This window comes from Costertonia aggregata, assembly GCF_013402795.1.
Classification (GTDB): Bacteria; Bacteroidota; Bacteroidia; order Flavobacteriales; family Flavobacteriaceae; genus Costertonia; species Costertonia aggregata.
This window is the reverse complement of sequence record NZ_CP058595.1, coordinates 1,863,609-1,882,041: the sequence shown is the minus strand read 5'-3', so window position 1 is coordinate 1,882,041 and position 18,433 is coordinate 1,863,609. Positions and strand designations below refer to the sequence as shown.

Genomic DNA, 18,433 nt, shown 5'->3' with positions numbered 1-18,433 from the left:
GGTATCCGAATTACATGCCTTATTTTATTTCTTTAATTAATATGTCTACGTTTTGTTTCAAATCTGAAATGTATTTATTTTCAAACTCACAATATTTTAAATGTTTTTTTGATTTCTTTAGCGTTAGGAGAGAAGTGCTCTTTTGATATTCTGTTTTATTATTTAATTTCAAATACGTGGTTCCATAGTCTATGGCGCTCAAAATATAATCAAAACCGAATTTGTCTGGATTCTTGTTGAAATATTTTTCTATAATTTTAATATTATTATCTAATAGTTTCATAGCCTTTTCAAACTCATTTGCCGCTGTAAAATAATCCGCTAATTTTACATTTATATACAAATAGTTCAAATCCAACAAAAAATTATCTTTCTTCAATTTGTTTAATACGAGAAACATTTGCTTAAGATTGTACTCTGAGTTTTCTTTGTCGCCTTCGCTCAAATAATGGGAGTTTACCTCAAGCATAATAGGAATAAAATTTAAAAGTAAGCGTAACGTTTTTTTATTTTTATCGTTTATGTATAAACTTAACAAAGCAGCTCTTGAGTAACATAAATTTACTAGATTTTTTTGTTTAGTTTCTCGATAACAATTGGCCAAAAGAACGTACATGTTTGAGAGTGTTTCATTAATATAGCCAATCTCAGTTTCGGTTTTAATAGGATTATCATAAAGATTATATATTCCATCAACCGACTCTTCATATTCAATTATGGACTTTTCAAGTCTATAACGAGCTTTAACCGTATCTTTTATAATTCTTAGTTCATATGAGGCTATTCTAAATGAAGCCACCGCCCTAACTATAGAATTCATGTTGTTTTTTAACATTGAATCAACCTTATTATATGACTTTTCTGCATTGATTAAATCACCGCGCATCAAACAAAGATTGGCAAATTCAATTTCTGCTTGAGTTAATAATTCTATCCGATGTTTAGAAGGGTTTTTTTCTGAGTCAATAATAGCTATTAATTTTAATAAGGGTGTTTGGGCTTCTATAGCGCTTATATCGGGGTCTAGATAATATAGTCTAGCAAGTGCTACTAAAGTTTCTAAGTAATTACTCTTAGCTCTTCCATTTAAATAAAGTTTCTCTCTCTCTTTTTCAGCTTTAAGCAGGTATGGGTAAGCCAAAGTTAGTGCTCCTCTGCTCAAGTGAAATACACCCACGTTATGACTTACAACCGTCTTAGTAAACATGTCATTCGTTAGTTTATAAACTTTGTGATATAAATTCAAGCAATTTTTATTATTATTTTCTTGATAGGCGAAGGCAAGTGAAAGAATCAATTCTAAATTTGTATCATCATACGTTAGTGCTAACTCTAAATCTGCTATTGCTCCATATAAATCATGGTTCAACATCTTTAATTCTCCTCTTTCAACAAGTTGTTTTATATCGCTCCTTTGACGTTTTTTACTTAATATAATTTTGTCAACTGAACTTTTGATTCTTCTGTTCTCAGAATCAATAAATTGTTGATTTATTTTTAAACGATTTTTAAAATCGATTTCGTCTAATATTCTTATAGCTTCTTGAAATAGCCCTTTTTTAATTAACCCAAATGCTTTCTTATATTCTGAAGATTTGTCATCTAAATTTTGATTAGCCCATTCCTTAGCTAATTTTTGTGCGGTAATATCAATATTGAAAACTTTTTGAAGTAGATTTTCATTCAGATAAAGAGATGAATTTAAAGAATCTAACACTAATTGTTTCCTGTAAATTCCCTCCTTGTAAATTTTTCTATGTCTTGCTATAGAAATAAATTCTTTAGCCAGGCCATAATAAATCAATCTATTTCTTTCTAATTCAGATTGCTTACAAAGGACAATTTTTATTGATTCTTTGTTACCGATAATAGATGATGCTTCCAACTCTTTCAAATTGACTACTTCATAACCTTCCTTTTCAATTTGAAGCTTTACTTTGGTTCTATCGTAATCGTTTGAAAAAATTAGCTTGAAATATCCATTAGAGTCCGTCAATTGGGGTTTGAAATATCCATTATTAGAAGAAATCGATACATTAGGTACGTACTCTAAATTCCCAGTATTAGTTTTACTATTTTGAATTACTACATAACCAAATATTTCATTGCTTTTTTGAGCGTATGAGCAGGAAAAAAAGGAAAAAAAAACTAAAAGTAAAATTCTATTCAACATTTGATTTTTTAATTAACACATCCACAGACTGTTTTGTGTGAATTGGAATATTGTTTTTTTGAACTATATCATAACCATTCTTTTCAAACCTAATATTTTGATATTTTTTCTGATAGTTTGATGGTATTTCAAGTTTGTAGTATCCATATATATCGGTAAATGTATAAGCATCTCTAACACTAACCCTAACACTATCTACACCTTTATTAGTTCTCGAATCGAGAACATTGCCATATATATTTCCTATATTATATAGCTTGACTTGAAGATAAATAGCTGCCCCATTGCTGATTCTGTATAGACTATCAAGAGATACAGGTCTGTAGGGTTCAGGATGTTCTATATTGATTTTTACAGCTCTTCCGGTAACACTCGATGGGACTTGCTTAAATGTCGCTTCCCCTTTTTCGTTAATAGATGCTTCTCTCCTGTCAGTTTTAAGGTCTAGATAAACTTTTCCTTGATTACGTAAAATAAGGTCATCATGTCCATTTGGACCATGTACAAAAACTGTGAAATCAATAGAATCAGAATCCTCACTATTAAACGGAAAGAAGAGTCCGCTTTTGAGAGAAAATAAAATTAGGGCTGTCGGCAGACCAAAAAATAAATACATTTTCCATTCACCTAAAACTTTATTCCAAAAAGAGGTATTTTCTTTTATAAAAGTTTTCCCTTTAGGTGTTATTTTAGCTTTAATTGAAAAGTCCTTTAACTTGATTTTTTCCTTGTATTCGTTAATATAAATTAATTTTATCTTATCACTATAATTTAGCTCTACAAGATTGTTTTTTTCAAGAAATTCTAATAAATCAATAGCTTTTTGTCTATTAAACCCCTTTTTTAATAAGGCTGGTACTATCTCCTTATATTCTAGATGATTTAACTTTCCTAAAATATAGCTAATCTCTTTGTCCGATTCATTCATTTCAAATATTGAATTACTTTGCCTTTTGTTTTGTAAAGATAAATCTTACATTAAAAAAGAGCAGTTTCTAAACCTCTCGTTTATCAAATTTATTTAGGTTCTATATTCCCATAGAAATCCTCCACTGCATTTTCTTTCCCCCCTGCAACATCTTGCTATACAAGTTTTTGAAACTCCTGTTTGTCGTGATGCTTCAGCCACAGATTCAAAAGTGCTTATTTGATTTCCTTGTAAATCAAATTTGACAACATCTTTTCTTCTTAAATCTTTTTCTATTGTAAATGGTTCTGCAAACTTATAACTCCAATAAAAACCCTTACAAGTCTTATTATAGCCTAAGCAAACATTCGCTATTGACTTCTTGGATACGTTAACCGCATTGCCCGCACTTTCTAAACAATCATATTGGTTAATTAAAAGCCCTTCTCCCATACTGTATTGATAAACTGTTTTTTGGATTCCCCCACCAGAATCTGAATTATATCCATTATAAAATGAATTGTATTTAATAATGTAATCTTTCTCCTTATTCGCTAGCTCATTTATGTCGTTGGCTGTATCTATTTGCTCCCAAGAGAAAGTATCAGGACCACAGATTCCGATTGCTTCTTGAAAGTAGCTTCCTGTACAGGTTTTGGATTTATATATATGGTCATACATGCGCTCTTCAATCTCTTTTGTAGTAGCTCCTATATAAACCAATCCGTTTTCTAAATTTTCTGCTTTATAAATTTTAAACACTTCTTCCTTCATCATCACTTTCATTATTACTTAACCTGAGTAAATACATTATTTTCAATTATGACTTTGTTCATGACATCCCTTACTATTTTTTCATCACTTTTCTTACAGTATAATGCATCGTAAACGTATAGTACGTATATGTGCATACTATTAATAACCTTAATACAAGAAGTCATAATGTCCACTTCTTTCTCAAAAAATAATCTAGAGGTATTCTTATAATCGCTTTTATTCTTGTCTTCTATAAGAAGTTTAAGCATTTGCGGCTCATTGTTCTGATAATAATGAAACAAATCACTTTGAATCATATGTTTTGGATGTTTATTAAAAAAGGATAAATGCTCAGTTTTTACAATGGCTTCATCAACCCCTAACACTTCTGCCAATTGACTATGAGTTAAATATCTTTGTTCACCCTTAAAAATTGATATTGCAATATTTGGATGTAATGCTGAATAGTCTAATTCTACAATTTCTTCACCATCAATCTTACACATTTTTCTTATCCATGAAGGCATTAAATTAAAACTATCAACAACTCTTCCTCCCGAACTGGAATTACCAACGATAGGAATCATATATCCACCTGATGTTAAGTAGTTAAACTGTTTAATATTTTCTTCAACAAAGGTTCTATTTAAACTATCTGAATAATAATCCTTGGCTTTACTATTTAGGCATGTAAGTAGTTTACCTTTTTTGTTTCTATATTTTTTTTTGGCTAGTAATTTACCTTTGATAAGTATTTGTCCTACAGTTGGGAGGGTAATATTTGCATAAACTGAAATTAAATTTTTGCCAATGGGGTTTTCAAATACTTTTGCTAGTTTGCTGTAAACATAATTCCTCCTTTTATCAATACATTCTGTTGTTTTTAAGCTGTACCTAACTATATTTTTGTTTTGATATTCAGAGGTTAGTCTGTATTGCTTACAGATTACGCCGTTTTCGTAGGTGTCTGTGCCATGGTAATTTTTCAGAACCTCAATAATAGGAACTGTGGTATTTGTAGAATATTTTAAAGCATTAATTACTTTTTTGTATACATAAGTATTATCATGTCCCTTCTTAACTTGTTTGTCTAATTTTTTTGATGATAAACTTTTCCAATATTCATTGTCATCTAAAAACAAGGTTGAAGTCAAATTAGAGATAATAATTAAACATTTTTCTATAGCAACTGTTTTGTTGTCATCTATCTTTTTAAGTAATTTTAATGGCAACCTTTCAATATTTCTTTTCACTTTTTTGGGAATCGCAATACTTGTAGCATCTGATAAAAATATCGGAAAAGTGTCATTGCTTTTCCATTTAGAATAGTCATTAGCATAGGTGTATTCCCCAGTAAAATAAGGCTCTTTACTAGTTTTAATGTAACTTTTATTTCCAGTAACATAATTGATAGTAGTTGGGTTGGATTTAATTGATAAGTTAGAATTCAGAGATTCCAACCTCCTTTCTTTTCTTTCATTCATTCTGTCTTCTTCATTTGAATTTTTTTCAATTCGTTCATACATTATTTTACTAACGAAAAAATGTTAGTTTCTTGCTCAGATAATGGGTCTGAAGCTTTTATTTTTAAAACTTTTTTTGATGGTCAAACAAATAACATTTACACACTGTTTTTTTGAATTGTTCATCTTAAAACAAAAAAAACCATGTCTCTTATTTAGAGCATGGCTTGAATTTTTAAAGATTAAGAACTCGTTGTTTTTAACCTGTTGTTTAATTTATTTTATCTGTTGTATATTACCTTGGTTTCTATTATTTTAACTTAATCTATGGTACAAACCATATTGATTTATTAAAAATAAAAATAATATTTGAAATACGCAAGTTTTTTAGACTTTATTTTCATAATAATCAGATAGTTACGAGTTTTGCTAAAGTATAATATGCACTATACACATTAACAGCATAGTTAATGAAAACACACATTTTGCATATAGTGCAGTGATTAAATTATTGAGCTCAAATCATTTTCAGTGGTTTTTGTTTAAAGAGTAAAAACCGTCTCAAAAGTTGGTTATCAAAATACAGCATAAAACTCTGCTTTTTATATCGTAATTTCAAAATGATAGTAGTAAAAAGGATTATTTTCTATTATATATACAACCTTTAAATCTTCTGATAGCCTAACTTTACTAACACTAAACTCATCACCTTTTTTTAGTTCGCCAATTTCATATTTAGAAATGACAAGAAAGGGGCAATTAAGAAGTTTCAGATGACCCATATGGTCTACAATCCAAATACTATTCGGCGATGAGTATTTTAAAAGTTCAACATATTCCTTTTTTCTCATGAACGCTATATATTATTAATGATTATTAAATATCATTTCAATAGATTCTTTACGTTTTTTAGTTAAAATACCTATTGATTTGTATCGGCTTTGTTTGGCATACACCAATTAGCCAATTTTTCACCAGTTTTGGTGTTTATAATGAACTTAAAATTTTGATTGAATATGCCTGTTCTATCTTTAGTGACCCTAGCAAAGTGATTTTCATCCATAAGTTCAAAATTCAAGGTCATTTCATACTCGAATCCATTTCTAGTCTCCTCTTTAGTTCCATGCTTTACCACTTTTAATTTTCCTTTATCGTCATTTTCTAATACATATTCGATTTTCCTTCTTATTGTTGATATTACATGACATCTTGACTCTATTATACTATTAATGAAGGCTTGATGCCTGGGAGTTACCTTTCCCCAATCCTGAAATCTGCCTCCTATTTTTGAATGTATATCCAAACAACCACCCAAACCTTTCCACTCGTGAGAGATAGAGTCTATAATTATTACATGCACATCCTCATTTTCACAGGTTTTAATAGCTCTTATATACTTCTCTGGGGTATATGGAGCGGTTATGGATAAAACCCTGTAAGAGCCTAAATGGGCATATAAGTTTGAACTACCATTTTCTGTATCAATTATCACAATTTTTGACCAATCCTTAGTAAGCCCATTGGCTAGTAGAAGTGAACTAAGGGTTTTTCCATATCCGGATGCTCCGCTAATACCTATCCTTAGTTTTATGTTTGTTTTCTCTGCTGTTTTTATATTCATGTTATATCATATATTGTTTATTAATATAAGAGGTAATAAAAAAAGAGAGCCAGTGATAGCTCTCTTAAATTTTTGCTTTTAAAATTTCTTAATAAACCTCTTCTGATGAAATTGCTCTTTCTTCAATCAATTCCAAAGCTTCATTTACATATTCAAACCTATAATCAAGTTCAATAATTTCCTGCGTATCCTCAATTGTGAACTCGTAAGGTTTACATGAAACTCTCTTTACAGAACCTTCAAATGAAGTTCCTATTAGTTCTTTACAGGTTTCCTCATCAAACGTTGAAGGAACTGATGCCGTCTTTGAGGTAAAATATAGTTTTCCTGTTTCCTTACTTTTTAGTGGTTCTACACCACCACGCACAATTAATGCAAAGAATTTTTTCCCTTGCTCATTTTCTCTACTTTTAAAATCAATAATTTTTACCATGAGTTTTTTGTTTTGTGTTATTATTTGACATGGGGAGCCAACCCCAACCATAAAAAGGTATGGGCTGTTTTGTAGGTTATCTGTAGAAGAAGCTGAAAAAATGGAACCTATTGAAGTGATTTTATTGCTAAACAACTTTTGGGATTTGATTTGGTTGTAACTGAGATAATTTGAAATTCGCTAAAGAAATTCTTATTGTCTATAAAAAAATTAGTTTTATAATTCTCTAAAGAAGAAACTCTTATATCAATTATCTCATCAACACCTATATCCCCTTTGTAATCAAACACTCTATTGAAAAATTGCTTTCCCTTGTTATCTTTAATGATAAGTCTATATTCAAATTTTGAATAGTCTAAATCAGAAATGTTCTTTAATCTTAGAGAATAATCTTTAAATGTATTTCTTGAGCTCCTTGACCAATATGAACCTTCATGCTGAATAGATATATTGGTACTTGGAACAAAAGTATGTTGTTTGCATTCTTTAGATAAATTATTTATTCTAAACGACCCTAGGTAATATTGGCCATCAGATTTATCAAGATTGAAAGTAAACTTATAGTATTCCTTATCTATTTGAAAAAAGTACTCTGCATTCTGAAGTCTAAGGGTTCCCGTACTAAAATATTTGACATCTTCCTTTATCTGTGATTTCAAGAATTTGCTCTCATTTGCATTATTTAGTAAAAGTTCCAACCTTTCAAATTTTGTCTCTATTCTGGATTTTTCAACTAGAATGGATATTTTGTCTTCAATATCTATTGAATTTAAAATTCTATAATCCTCTGTTAACGTTAATAGACTATCAAAGTTTCTATTCAAAATATGTTGTTCGCCGTATTTAAGAACGGAATCTATATCTGTTTTATCCAACTTTTTATTGCAAGAACTGAAACAAATCAAAAGTGTTACAAGCTGTATGTATTTCATTTTAATAATTTAAATTTTAAAAATAGGCAAATATGCCTATATGATAAATAGTTCGCTCCACGAATTTTATTAAGTGGAATATTTAGACGATAAAGCCTTTTTAATTGCTTTTGGAAAAAACCTTAGAAAACTCAGAAAAGAGAAGGGTTATACCCAAGAAGAACTTGCTAATGAATTGGATATTGAAATCTCCCAGATAAGTAGAATAGAGCGAGGCATAATAAATACCTCAATTGTAAATGCAAACTCCATTGCCTCGGTTTTAAAAATTAAAATCACTGAACTTTTTGACTTACTCTAGGCTAAGATTTAAGGAACAATAAGGGTATTTAATCTTATAGTATTAGAGTATAGAATTGAGCTTCCAACTCAATTTAACCTCTTTTTGGTTTCACAAAATATTTATTACAAAAATGTGGTTCAGCTCATACTAATTTTATCATTTATTAATCGGACTTAAATTAAGAAAGCGCACTACTATAATAATCTATCTAGAAAATGTCGATTAAAAATCATAAACTATAGTTTAAACATTCTGGACAATTTTCATTAATGAAATCAATGTGTTCCATAATATTTGAATATACACCATAATATCCCGGCTCAGCACAACCTTCTCCCCAACTTGTTACTCCAAATAAAAATTTATTCCCTAAACTATCCTCTATAAATAGAGGTCCTCCGCTATCTCCTTCACATGAATCAATACCTCCATCATTGTAACCTGCACATATCATGTCTTTAGAAACTAATCTGTTGATCAAATAATAGTTTTCTTTACATGTTATAAAGTCAACAATCGGAACACTAGCCTTCATCAAAATCTTAGGAAATGTATTTTTCTCATCAATTATTCCCCACCCCGACGCTGTAGCCATAGCATTAGTTCTTACAAGATTAAAATATTTATCTTCGTTAATAATTGGGATAGATGATTGATTCTTACTATTCAGCTCAAGAGGTTTTTTTAATTTTATAAGAGCTATATCGTTAATTAATCTAGTTGCATCAAAATCAGGATGAAAGATTATGTCTTCAATATCCGATTTCACGCCATTCCCCTCGAGATTTATTGAGCCGGAGTAAACCTGAACGTTGCTAAATTTTTTGACTCTCAAAGTATCATTGTACATTTTTTTGAAACAATGAGCTGAAGTTATAATCCAACCTTTATGAACTATACTACCGCCACAAAAATTAGTTTCATTTGGTGGTTTGTTTTTGATAAAAAATGCTACTTGCCAAGGTATTTCATCTAACTTAGCTTGCTCTCCTCCAATAATTTCCCAGGTAGATTGATTCTCGCCCGTAGTATAGTCAATATCAAAAGGAACATTTTTTTTTGAAGAGTCAATTGGCTTATCTTCTGAACATTTTTTAATTACAAAAAAGAAAGCTACAATAAAGAAAAATATCAAAAATAGCTCTGAAACCCAATTAATCCTTTTCATTTTGGATAAGCTATTCTTTAGAATTAAGGAGTTCTGAATATTCTTTTCTCAACTTTAACAACTCAATTTTTTTTGTTAATTCTTCAACTTCCGTTTCACCATCTATTGCTTTTTTTGCATCCTTTATTGTTTGTGCCAAATTACCGACTTGTTCAGAGGTAATAGCACTAGAAGAAACACTTACACTTTTCAACCAACCCAATTCCTCATATAATTCTAGAGATGCGGAATCCATCCTATATGGTAAATAAGCTACTGCTCCAACTTGTGAAATAAGATAATTTTCTTTGAACACTTCGATTTTTTCATTTTCACCAGGTTTAAGACTTACTTTACCATAATAAGCTTTCAAATTGACAGAGCCAGGAATTCTATAAACCATTCCATTAAGATTATTGGTTGAGTTCATTTTAGATTTCAATATTTCTCCCATTGACTTTCCATTAGGTTTGATTGATATTTCAAATTTTTTGTTTGAACCAAGAGAATTTGAATTTCTAAAATTTGGTTTTAGAAAATTTTGGTCCTTAAAATCCGTTTGTATATTAATCCCTGTATTATTTTCAGAATTGTAAACTGTGAATAGAGTATAATCCCTTTCAATATCAGGATTTAGAATAGTGAACCTTAATTTTTGTGTTTCGACTTGTTTAGTGCCAATAACACCTTCTAGAATCTTTAATAATATTTTATCTATTTCATTCAACTTAAATTGTAAGGTTTCTTTGTCTCCGGAGAAATTTTCAGAAGTTATTAACTGATACTTACTGCCTATTAATCTCTTTATTCTGTTTCTTAAAATAATTTCTGATTCTGTTAACTGTTGATTAACTGCGATGTCGTTGTTGAATAAATTGGATTTGCCCAAACCTGCAAATGAAGATATTGCTGATGTAATTATATCAAAAGATTTATCAATATTAGATATAGACGCACCCTTAATTAACCCATTTTCATTAAGTGTAAAAGAAACAGATTTGTTTTTGTTCCACTTTTTGCTAGGATTAACTCTATAAATATGTTCTGAGTCAACTATTGCATCCGTTTTTACTTTCAAATCTTGAATTATAATTTTACTAGACTTCTTATATGGAACATTTTTATTTCCAAAATATGTCTGACAGTCACCAAAAAGCTTGTTACATAAACTAAGGTTTTCTGGTGGTAAGAAAGACTCTTTAATGATTTCAAACTCTAGTTGGATAGTTGTTTTTGGCAGACAGTAAAAAATACCGAAATTGTCCACTTTGTTCTGAGATGAGACATTTTGAATTTGGATTCTTTGACCAAAACATAGGAAATTTCCAATGACGAAAAATACTATAAATAGCTTCATAAAATAGTTGGTTGTTTGGTTGCAAATATCTTTTTTGTAAGGTTATTCTGTTAAAATATAAAAAATAAAAGAATGTATTAACCTTTTGATAATTTTTTATTCAATAATATCATTTCTTTACTAACCTTTTTGAGTACGACTTTACCATAATAATCCTGTGTTGTTTTAATGCTAGAATGACCCAACAATTCGCTAACTGTTTCCATAGAAACATCATTATAAAGAAGTACTGTAGAAGCAAAAGTCTTCCTCGCAGTATGGTGCGTAACTCTCTTTTCAATACCAACAATATCAGCTATTTCTTTTAAATAAGAATTTATCTTCTGATTGCTAAGTTTAGGAAATATCAAATCGGCTTTGCTATTTCTATATTTTAAAAAAACACTTTCTGCTTTTGGCAATATGGGAATAGAAATTAGTTTACCCGTCTTTCGCCTCTTCATTTGTATCCACTTATTTCCATCAAATCCTTTGATGATGTGCTCCTTCCTTAAACTGGACATTTCACCATATGCAAGTCCGGTGTAACAACAAAAAACGAAAAGATCTCTTACCAATTCCAATCTTATCTGGGTAAATTTATGATTTTCTAATACAGACAACTCTTCATTTGATAAGAAAACAACCTCCTTTACAACCTTTTTTGGTTTAAATGCTACAAAGGGGTCATTTTTTAAATATCCTTCAATTAAAGCTATCTTAATAGGTTTTCTTACCCTTTGAATGGTCTTATTGATAGTTGCTTGTACTTGATTCAATTCTGTTTTTAAATAGTACTCAAAATCCAGTAAAAACTGTAGTTTTAAATTATCCATTGGATAATCATTTTTTTTATATTTCCATTTGACGAATTGTTCCAGCTGCCTACATGAATAATTATATTTTTTCCATGTAGCTAATTCTAAGTCTTTTCCTATCAGCTTGTCAAGTTTATATAAATATTCCTTAAAATAGCCAACAACTAGCTTATCGATCTTTGTAGAATTTCCAAAAGATTTTTGAAATATGTCATCCACAGTAAACTTCTTACCATCTAACTGTAGTGATAGATATGTTTTTCTAATTTTAGAAGATATTATCTCTAACTGACTATTAATTTCAGTACTATCTGAAGAATTTACTTTTGATTGAAGTTTAGCATCCCAATTATTTGGGCTGACAAATTCACCTGTTGCAAAAACCTTTCTTTTACCATTTAAGGTAAGTCTACAGGAAAGAGGGCATTTTCCTTTTTTGTTAATCTTAGCTTTGATGATAACAAAGCGAATTTTTAATTTTTGTTGACTCATTACCAATTGATTTTAAGTTAAACAATTGGCATACAATTCAGTTTTAAAAATGGGAACCTTGGATTCTATGATGGGAACCTTTTTAGTAGCCTTTTTATTTCATTATATCGATAAGTTTGGATGTATTTGGAAGTGTTGTAAAAACAAAAAAACACTCCTATCTTCTAAATCTATTGGCCAAAACCAAAAAAATCCAACCTAAACAAATAGATTGGATTTTCTAAATTGTGGTCCCACATGGGCTCGAACCATGGACCCCCTGATTATGAGTCAGGTGCTCTAACCAGCTGAGCTATAGGACCTATAAATTGCGGATGCAATATTACTATTTATTTTTAAAGCTTGCAACCTATTGTTAAGGCTATTCCTTAATTTCTTGACATAATTCTACCAACACCCCATTTGTACTTTTAGGGTGTAAAAAAGCCACTAATTTATTATCGGCCCCTTTTTTGGGCGCCTCGTTCAAAACGGTAAAACCCTCGGCCTTGAGTCGTTTTATCTCCGCACGTATATCATCTACGGCAAAAGCGATATGATGTACCCCTTCGCCCTTTTTATCCAAGAATTTTTGAATAGGGCTGTTTTCATGTGTAGCTTCCAACAATTCAATTTTATTTGGCCCGGATGCAAAAAAAGAGGTCCGTACCCCTTCAGTGGCTACTTCCTCAATTTTATAGGATGGGCTACCCAACAATTTTTCAAAAAGTAGGTTGGATGCCTCCAAATTCCTCACCGCTATTCCGATATGTTCTACCTTGTGCATGCTTGATTTTATTAGAGTATGTCATGTAATATCTCGAAGATACGTTAATACTCCGTATTTTTGTACCATGGAAACGCAAAGACAACGAAAAATCGCTGGGGTAATCCAAAAAGATCTGGCCGACATTTTACAACGTGCCGCCGTGGATGGTGGACTTAAAGGGACTTTAATATCGGTATCCAAAGTTTCGGTCACGACAGATTTATCCATCGCTAAAATTTATGTGAGCATATTCCCGCATAAAAATGCCGATGAACTCTTGGAGGGCATGCGTTCAAACCAGCCCTTGATCAAGCATGAATTGGCGCAACGCACCAAGAACCAGCTGCGTAGAATGCCAGAGCTTTCTTTTTACATAGATGACTCTTTGGAATATATAGACGGTATCGAGAAATCCCTAAAGAGAACTGAAAACCCTATCGAAAACCGGGATCTATTGGAAAAAAGGAAAAAAATCTAATATTGAACTTCCCGTTCTACATCGCAAAGCGATATGTACGTTCCAAAAGCAGTCAAAACGCTGTAAACATTATCAATTTTATCACTTTTTTAGTTATTGTAATCGGTTCTGCAGCGCTTTTTATAGTGCTCTCGGGTTTTGCGGGGCTAAAAACCTTTAGCCTTTCTTTCAGCAATATTTTTGATCCCGACTTAAAAGCGATCCCCGCGACGGGAAAGTTCTTTTCCGTGAGTCCGGAGAATGAAGAAGCACTCTCCGAAATCAACGATATCGCTTCATATTCAAAAGAAATCGAAGAAAAAGTATATTTGAACCATAAGCAAAAAAATCAGGGTGCGTATATTAAAGGGGTCGATGCCAACTATAATATTGCCACTGGTGTGGACAGTACCATTTACATAGGGGAGTGGAAACTTGACGAAAGCAGAAGTGTCGTAGGTATCGGGATTTCAAATCCCTTGGGGCTCACAACGAATAACTTTAGGAGCCCATTAGCGGTACTGGTACCCAAATCGGGCACCTCATCTATCTCTCAACAGACCAAGCCTTACAATCAAGTATCATTGGTCGTTAGCGGTATATACAGCATAGAGGAAGGTTTGGACAAAAAGTATGTGTTTGCAGATTTAAACCTCGTGCAATCCTTGTTGGAAAAAGATACCACTCAGGTTTCCGGCATAAATTTTAGGTTACGGCCAAAGATGGATTTGGCATCTACCAAAATGAAAATCAGGAAAATCCTAGGCGATACAATTGTTTTAAAAACCCGAAAAGAGCTGAATAGTACATTTTATCGTATGTTGAATACCGAGAACCTGGCCACATATCTCATTTTTACCTTGGTTTTGATCATCGCCCTTTTTAATGTTGTTGGAGCCATCATCATGATGATACTGGATAAACAGCAGAATTCCAAAACACTGTACAGTCTAGGCACAACGATCAAAGAGTTAAGGCGCATCTATTTCGTACAAGGCATTTTGGTCACTGGTATCGGCGGTTGTATCGGGGTGCTTATCGGGTCTTTGTTGATATGGTCACAATTAATGTTCAGTTGGTTGAAAATAACACCTTCTTTGGCCTATCCCGTAGAGTATCAATTTATTAATGTTCTTATTGTTTTGGCCACCATATTGGTATTGGGCGTAATTGCCTCGAAAATTGCCAGTAGTAGAATTACCAAAAAATTGATTTCAATGTAATCGTTTTTTCAGAAGGGTCTTTTGCTTGTTTTTAAATAGTGTTATCGTAATATAGCAATATTACATTTTTCATATTAAAATCATGCCCTTTAAGCGAATTGATAGTCCCCAAACTTTTCCAATACCTCATCAAAAGCGTTAAAAACATCGGTAGCGGCATCACTGGTCACCATTTTCATTCGATATTCCTTAAAATTGGGTATGCCCTTAAAATAATTGGTATAGTGCCTGCGCGTTTCAAACACCCCTAGTTTTTCGCCTTTCCAATCTATGGCCATTTGTAAATGTCTGCGAGCCGCATCCACACGTTCGGTAATTGTGGGCGGTGCCATATGCGTACCTGTTTCAAAGTAGTGCTTTACTTCTTTAAAAAACCATGGGTAACCAATACTGGCACGGCCTATCATGGCGCCGTCCAAACCATATTCGTCACGCATTTTCATAGCGGCTTCCGGGGTATTTACATCACCATTGCCAAATACGGGAATATGCATACGCGGGTTGTTTTTTACCTCGGCTATGGGTTTCCAGTTGGCATTGCCCTTGTACATTTGTGCGCGTGTACGGCCGTGTATGGCGATTGATTTTATACCTACATCCTGCAAGCGTTCTGCGACCTCAACGATTTTTATCGAATCATCGTCCCAACCCAAACGTGTTTTTACCGTGATGGGCAGTTTGGTATGCTTTACCATAGCTTCCGTCAGGGAAACCATCAAATCAATGTCTTTTAGAATTCCCGCACCAGCACCTTTGGACACTACTTTTTTTACGGGACAGCCAAAATTGATATCGATGATATCCGGATTGGATTTCTCGACTATCTCTACAGATTGAAGCATAGAGTCTAAATTTGCCCCAAAAATTTGAATGCCTACCGGGCGTTCTTTCTCGTAAATATCCAACTTCATAACGCTTTTGGCAGCATCGCGTATGAGCCCTTCGGAAGAGATGAATTCGGTATATACCACATCAGCTCCCTGCTCCTTGCATAATGCACGAAAAGGTGGGTCACTCACATCTTCCATGGGTGCCAACAATAGTGGAAAATCGGGTAGTTGTATGTCTCCTATTTTGGGCAAAGGGCTTTGTTTTAGATTGCTAAAATAATCAAAACCTTATACATTTAGCTCAATCGTCGCTTTTGAGTCGGTCGCGTTCCTTTTTTTCAAACGCTCTTTCATTGTCGCCAAGTTTAAAGTTTCCAAAATTATATTTGAACCCTAATCGTACAAATTGTGTCTCAGGGACAGGTCTATACGAATTATCTTGGTTCAAATATCTAGAGGTATACCTAGGGTTTGCCCGGCCCAGTAAATCTTCCGCTGTTAAAGAAACGACCGCTCTTTTGTTCCACAACGATTTTTTTAGGCCTATATTGAGAACCGTTGACGGGTCTGACTGTACATAAGAGCCAGCTATGAAGGTAGATAGGTAATTTAGGTTGATTTCGCCGTTGAACGTACCATCTTTGGATAATGTAATATAATTGTTCAGGGAAACATACACGCCTTCCACTTCGTTTTTTACCAGTTGGTCATTGCTCTCCAACGCCAAAAAGGTTTCCGATTCATAAAACAAAGAAGTATAGGCATATAAGTACCATATTTTTGAAACAGAAGTACTTACCGTAAAATCCAAGCCATAGGATATGCTCTCATCTACATTTTGCTGTACTTGTTTCAACGTTTGTGATTCGTTGTCCTGAAAACTCAAGGTGCTGATGTACTCACCGTTATCCCGATAATAAAAATCAAAAAAGTATGTGCTTTTCAAAGCGTAGTTCAAGTTAAAATTGTGACTAAAATTGGGGCGTAAGTCAGGGTTACCTTCATTGAAGTCGTTTTCGTTCAGGAAAAGCCGAAACGGATTTAAGTCTTGATAATTTGGTCTTTTTAATTTACGGCTATAATCAAAGGAAAAACTGCTCTCATCATCAACATTGTGTAACAGATAAAAAGAGGGGAAAAGCTCAAAATAGTTTTGGTTGTTGATCGTGTTCAAAGCCAAGGACACGCCTTTAACATCGGTTTGTTCTCCACGCAACCCTACTTTCACAGCCCATTTGTCCCAATTTCGCAAAAGGCTTACGTAACCGGCATAAACCTGTTCATTATATTCAAAATTATCGGATAACGACGTGTTCAATATAGATTGATTGCCCTCGATATCAAAAAAATCATAGGTGTTCAACGAAGTGATGCTGGAAATTTTTGCCCCGGTTTCCAACGAAGCTTTACCAAGTGGTGATACAACATCCAATTGGCCCGTAAAAATATCGATTTCCTGGTCTGAGACCGTTGAAAAATCGAGACTGCTCAGTGAATTACCTACAGCATTTGAGTATCTACTGGCAACTGTTTGTTCGCCGTCATCGGTGTATTTTGTGTAATGAACGTTAACGATCAATTGGCTGCCTTCTTTTTTGAACCTGTGCTCATAAGTGGCATCTAAGCCCAAGTTGAGATTGTCGTTCACGATACTGCTCGTTGTAGCCAACGTAGAATCTATTTGTCGCGACGCATTACGCATTTCGGTAGCTACGGTATTACTGGTTCGTTTGTTCGGTGAGAACCCAAGGTATGACGTAAAATTTAAATTATTTTTATCATCTATCCTATAATCCACGATAACATTGGCGTTTTGAGCCAAAGATCTAGTCGTTTTTTCCAAGTCTGTTTCCCAAAAGGCAAAATTGGTGTTGTTGGCATCAATGAAAAAAATATCGCTATTGGTATTCTGAAAATCTTTTCGGGGGTTTATGGTATAATTTCCGAAAAGGCTCAACTTTTCCGTTTTATAGTAATGGCTGGTGCCAAAACTATATTTTGGAAAAATAGCTTGGGCATAATTTCCGTTTACACTCCCTTTATAACCGGGCGTTATATTTTTTGAGGTGGTAATGTTCAAAATGGGACCGCCCTCTGCCTCGTATCGTGCAGGAGGGTTGGGGATGACTTCTATTGATTTTATGTTTTCGCCCGAAAGCCCTTCCAAAAAAGATTGTACTTCATCTGATGTCAACTGTATTTTTCTATCGTTAAGATAAATCGTGGCTTCTTGCCCCCTGATCTGTAAACCATTTTGAGCATTAATGACTCCTGGTGTATTTCTGATAATATCCCAAGAACTGCTTTGGGATACGGCCGTGTTTTCAACATTAAATACGATTCGATCAGGTTTTCGCTCCAAAGTGGGCTGTTTTGCGACAACGGTGACCTCGTCCAAGGTTTCCCCGGTTTTTTCCATTATCAAAGCACCTATACTTACATCTTTTGAAACATCTATGGCGATAGGTACGGTCTCTGAACCAAAATAGCCTGCCTTGACCAAGTAGATACCTTTAGGGATATCGGTAAAAACAAAATACCCGTTTTCATCCGCAGAGCTCCCTTTGACCAACGATGAGTCCGGTATATTCAGTAAAAAAACATTGGCAAAAGGCAGAGGGGATGACTTATTGCTTTTTACGAAACCTGAAATTTTATGGGTTTGTGAAAACAATAGCAAAGGCAAGAGTAGAAAAAATATGCCTGCAAAATAGTTTGGTCTCATTAATTTAGGGTCAATGACCAAATCTATGAAAATAATCACATATTACACGACGAAAATTCTTTCAAAAAAAACAACTTGTTATAGGATAT

The 18,433-nt window shown here is 33.0% G+C and carries 17 protein-coding genes and 1 tRNA gene; 3 read left to right on the top strand and 15 right to left on the bottom strand.

Annotated features, from left to right (window positions below; genetic code table 11):
• Positions 1–19: 19 nt before the first annotated feature.
• From HYG79_RS08645 to HYG79_RS08610, 8 genes are all read right to left on the bottom strand, one after another.
• The gene (locus tag HYG79_RS08645) at positions 20–2,173 is read right to left on the bottom strand and encodes a tetratricopeptide repeat protein (RefSeq protein WP_179241700.1); all 2,154 of its coding nucleotides are present in this window, start codon (positions 2,171–2,173) and stop codon (positions 20–22) included.
• Positions 2,163–3,101 (bottom strand): hypothetical protein, encoded by a 939-nt coding sequence (locus tag HYG79_RS08640; RefSeq protein ID WP_179241699.1) that lies wholly within the window; start codon positions 3,099–3,101, stop codon positions 2,163–2,165. The genes HYG79_RS08645 and HYG79_RS08640 overlap by 11 nt, the downstream gene beginning before the upstream one ends.
• A gap of 93 nt (positions 3,102–3,194) precedes the next feature.
• Entirely contained in the window at positions 3,195–3,857 is a 663-nt protein-coding gene (locus HYG79_RS08635) for an NUMOD1 domain-containing DNA-binding protein (protein WP_228027969.1), read from the bottom strand.
• Positions 3,858–3,868: 11 nt separating this feature from the next.
• Positions 3,869–5,362 carry a hypothetical protein gene (locus tag HYG79_RS08630; protein WP_179241698.1) on the bottom strand — a complete coding sequence of 498 codons (1,494 nt, stop codon included), beginning with the start codon at positions 5,360–5,362 and terminating at the stop codon, positions 3,869–3,871.
• Positions 5,363–5,901: 539 nt separating this feature from the next.
• The gene (locus HYG79_RS08625) at positions 5,902–6,150 is read right to left on the bottom strand and encodes a hypothetical protein (protein WP_179241697.1); all 249 of its coding nucleotides are present in this window, start codon (positions 6,148–6,150) and stop codon (positions 5,902–5,904) included.
• A 71-nt stretch (positions 6,151–6,221) separates the two neighbouring features.
• Complete coding sequence (locus tag HYG79_RS08620; RefSeq protein WP_179241696.1) at positions 6,222–6,920, bottom strand: AAA family ATPase; 699 nt, start codon at positions 6,918–6,920, stop codon at positions 6,222–6,224.
• An 88-nt stretch (positions 6,921–7,008) separates the two neighbouring features.
• Complete coding sequence (locus HYG79_RS08615; protein ID WP_179241695.1) at positions 7,009–7,353, bottom strand: hypothetical protein; 345 nt, start codon at positions 7,351–7,353, stop codon at positions 7,009–7,011.
• A gap of 107 nt (positions 7,354–7,460) precedes the next feature.
• A complete protein-coding gene (locus HYG79_RS08610) occupies positions 7,461–8,285 on the bottom strand; it encodes a hypothetical protein (protein WP_179241694.1) in 825 nt (274 codons plus the stop codon).
• A gap of 73 nt (positions 8,286–8,358) precedes the next feature.
• Here HYG79_RS08610 and HYG79_RS08605 point away from each other — a divergent pair, with 73 nt between their 5' ends.
• Positions 8,359–8,586 (top strand): helix-turn-helix domain-containing protein, encoded by a 228-nt coding sequence (locus tag HYG79_RS08605; protein ID WP_179241693.1) that lies wholly within the window; start codon positions 8,359–8,361, stop codon positions 8,584–8,586.
• A 211-nt stretch (positions 8,587–8,797) separates the two neighbouring features.
• On the opposite strand, the gene HYG79_RS08600 is transcribed toward HYG79_RS08605, so the two are convergent.
• The 5 genes from HYG79_RS08600 to mce form a co-directional block, all read right to left on the bottom strand.
• Positions 8,798–9,736: a serine protease gene (locus HYG79_RS08600; protein ID WP_179241692.1), complete on the bottom strand. Its 939-nt coding sequence runs from the start codon at positions 9,734–9,736 to the stop codon at positions 8,798–8,800.
• 10 nt (positions 9,737–9,746) lie between these two features.
• Positions 9,747–11,072, bottom strand: a complete 1,326-nt coding sequence (locus HYG79_RS08595; RefSeq protein WP_179241691.1) for a DUF4831 family protein — start codon at positions 11,070–11,072, stop codon at positions 9,747–9,749.
• Between the two features lie 77 nt (positions 11,073–11,149).
• A complete protein-coding gene (locus tag HYG79_RS08590) occupies positions 11,150–12,361 on the bottom strand; it encodes a site-specific integrase (protein WP_179241690.1) in 1,212 nt (403 codons plus the stop codon).
• 228 nt (positions 12,362–12,589) lie between these two features.
• Positions 12,590–12,663: transfer RNA gene (locus HYG79_RS08585), tRNA-Ile, on the bottom strand.
• Positions 12,664–12,722: 59 nt separating this feature from the next.
• A complete protein-coding gene (gene mce / locus HYG79_RS08580) occupies positions 12,723–13,127 on the bottom strand; it encodes a methylmalonyl-CoA epimerase (protein WP_179241689.1) in 405 nt (134 codons plus the stop codon).
• A gap of 67 nt (positions 13,128–13,194) precedes the next feature.
• Here mce and rbfA point away from each other — a divergent pair, with 67 nt between their 5' ends.
• Positions 13,195–13,587: a 30S ribosome-binding factor RbfA gene (gene rbfA, locus HYG79_RS08575; protein ID WP_179241688.1), complete on the top strand. Its 393-nt coding sequence runs from the start codon at positions 13,195–13,197 to the stop codon at positions 13,585–13,587.
• Positions 13,588–13,589: 2 nt separating this feature from the next.
• On the top strand, positions 13,590–14,789 hold the full coding sequence (locus HYG79_RS08570; protein WP_179241687.1) for an ABC transporter permease: 1,200 nt from the start codon (positions 13,590–13,592) through the stop codon (positions 14,787–14,789).
• 89 nt (positions 14,790–14,878) lie between these two features.
• Here the strand turns inward: HYG79_RS08570 and dusB are convergent, their stop codons facing one another.
• Together dusB and HYG79_RS08560 are read right to left on the bottom strand one after the other, a co-directional pair.
• Positions 14,879–15,871 (bottom strand): tRNA dihydrouridine synthase DusB, encoded by a 993-nt coding sequence (gene dusB, locus HYG79_RS08565; protein WP_179241686.1) that lies wholly within the window; start codon positions 15,869–15,871, stop codon positions 14,879–14,881.
• Between the two features lie 49 nt (positions 15,872–15,920).
• A complete protein-coding gene (locus tag HYG79_RS08560) occupies positions 15,921–18,344 on the bottom strand; it encodes a TonB-dependent receptor family protein (protein ID WP_179241685.1) in 2,424 nt (807 codons plus the stop codon).
• Positions 18,345–18,433: the final 89 nt, after the last annotated feature.

Bases quoted from the DNA above. Each gene is read 5' to 3' on its own strand.
- rbfA (WP_179241688.1), top strand. From the start codon at position 13,195: ATGGAAACGCAAAGACAACGAAAAATCGCTGGGGTAATCCAAAAAGAT.
- HYG79_RS08630 (WP_179241698.1), bottom strand. From the start codon at position 5,362: ATGTATGAACGAATTGAAAAAAATTCAAATGAAGAAGACAGAATGAAT.
- HYG79_RS08645 (WP_179241700.1), bottom strand. From the start codon at position 2,173: ATGTTGAATAGAATTTTACTTTTAGTTTTTTTTTCCTTTTTTTCCTGC.
- HYG79_RS08560 (WP_179241685.1), bottom strand. From the start codon at position 18,344: ATGAGACCAAACTATTTTGCAGGCATATTTTTTCTACTCTTGCCTTTG.
- mce (WP_179241689.1), bottom strand. From the start codon at position 13,127: ATGCACAAGGTAGAACATATCGGAATAGCGGTGAGGAATTTGGAGGCA.
- HYG79_RS08635 (WP_228027969.1), bottom strand. From the start codon at position 3,857: ATGATGAAGGAAGAAGTGTTTAAAATTTATAAAGCAGAAAATTTAGAA.
- HYG79_RS08615 (WP_179241695.1), bottom strand. From the start codon at position 7,353: ATGGTAAAAATTATTGATTTTAAAAGTAGAGAAAATGAGCAAGGGAAA.
- HYG79_RS08590 (WP_179241690.1), bottom strand. From the start codon at position 12,361: ATGAGTCAACAAAAATTAAAAATTCGCTTTGTTATCATCAAAGCTAAG.
- HYG79_RS08610 (WP_179241694.1), bottom strand. From the start codon at position 8,285: ATGAAATACATACAGCTTGTAACACTTTTGATTTGTTTCAGTTCTTGC.
- HYG79_RS08595 (WP_179241691.1), bottom strand. From the start codon at position 11,072: ATGAAGCTATTTATAGTATTTTTCGTCATTGGAAATTTCCTATGTTTT.
- HYG79_RS08620 (WP_179241696.1), bottom strand. From the start codon at position 6,920: ATGAATATAAAAACAGCAGAGAAAACAAACATAAAACTAAGGATAGGT.
- HYG79_RS08625 (WP_179241697.1), bottom strand. From the start codon at position 6,150: ATGAGAAAAAAGGAATATGTTGAACTTTTAAAATACTCATCGCCGAAT.
- HYG79_RS08600 (WP_179241692.1), bottom strand. From the start codon at position 9,736: ATGAAAAGGATTAATTGGGTTTCAGAGCTATTTTTGATATTTTTCTTT.
- HYG79_RS08640 (WP_179241699.1), bottom strand. From the start codon at position 3,101: ATGAATGAATCGGACAAAGAGATTAGCTATATTTTAGGAAAGTTAAAT.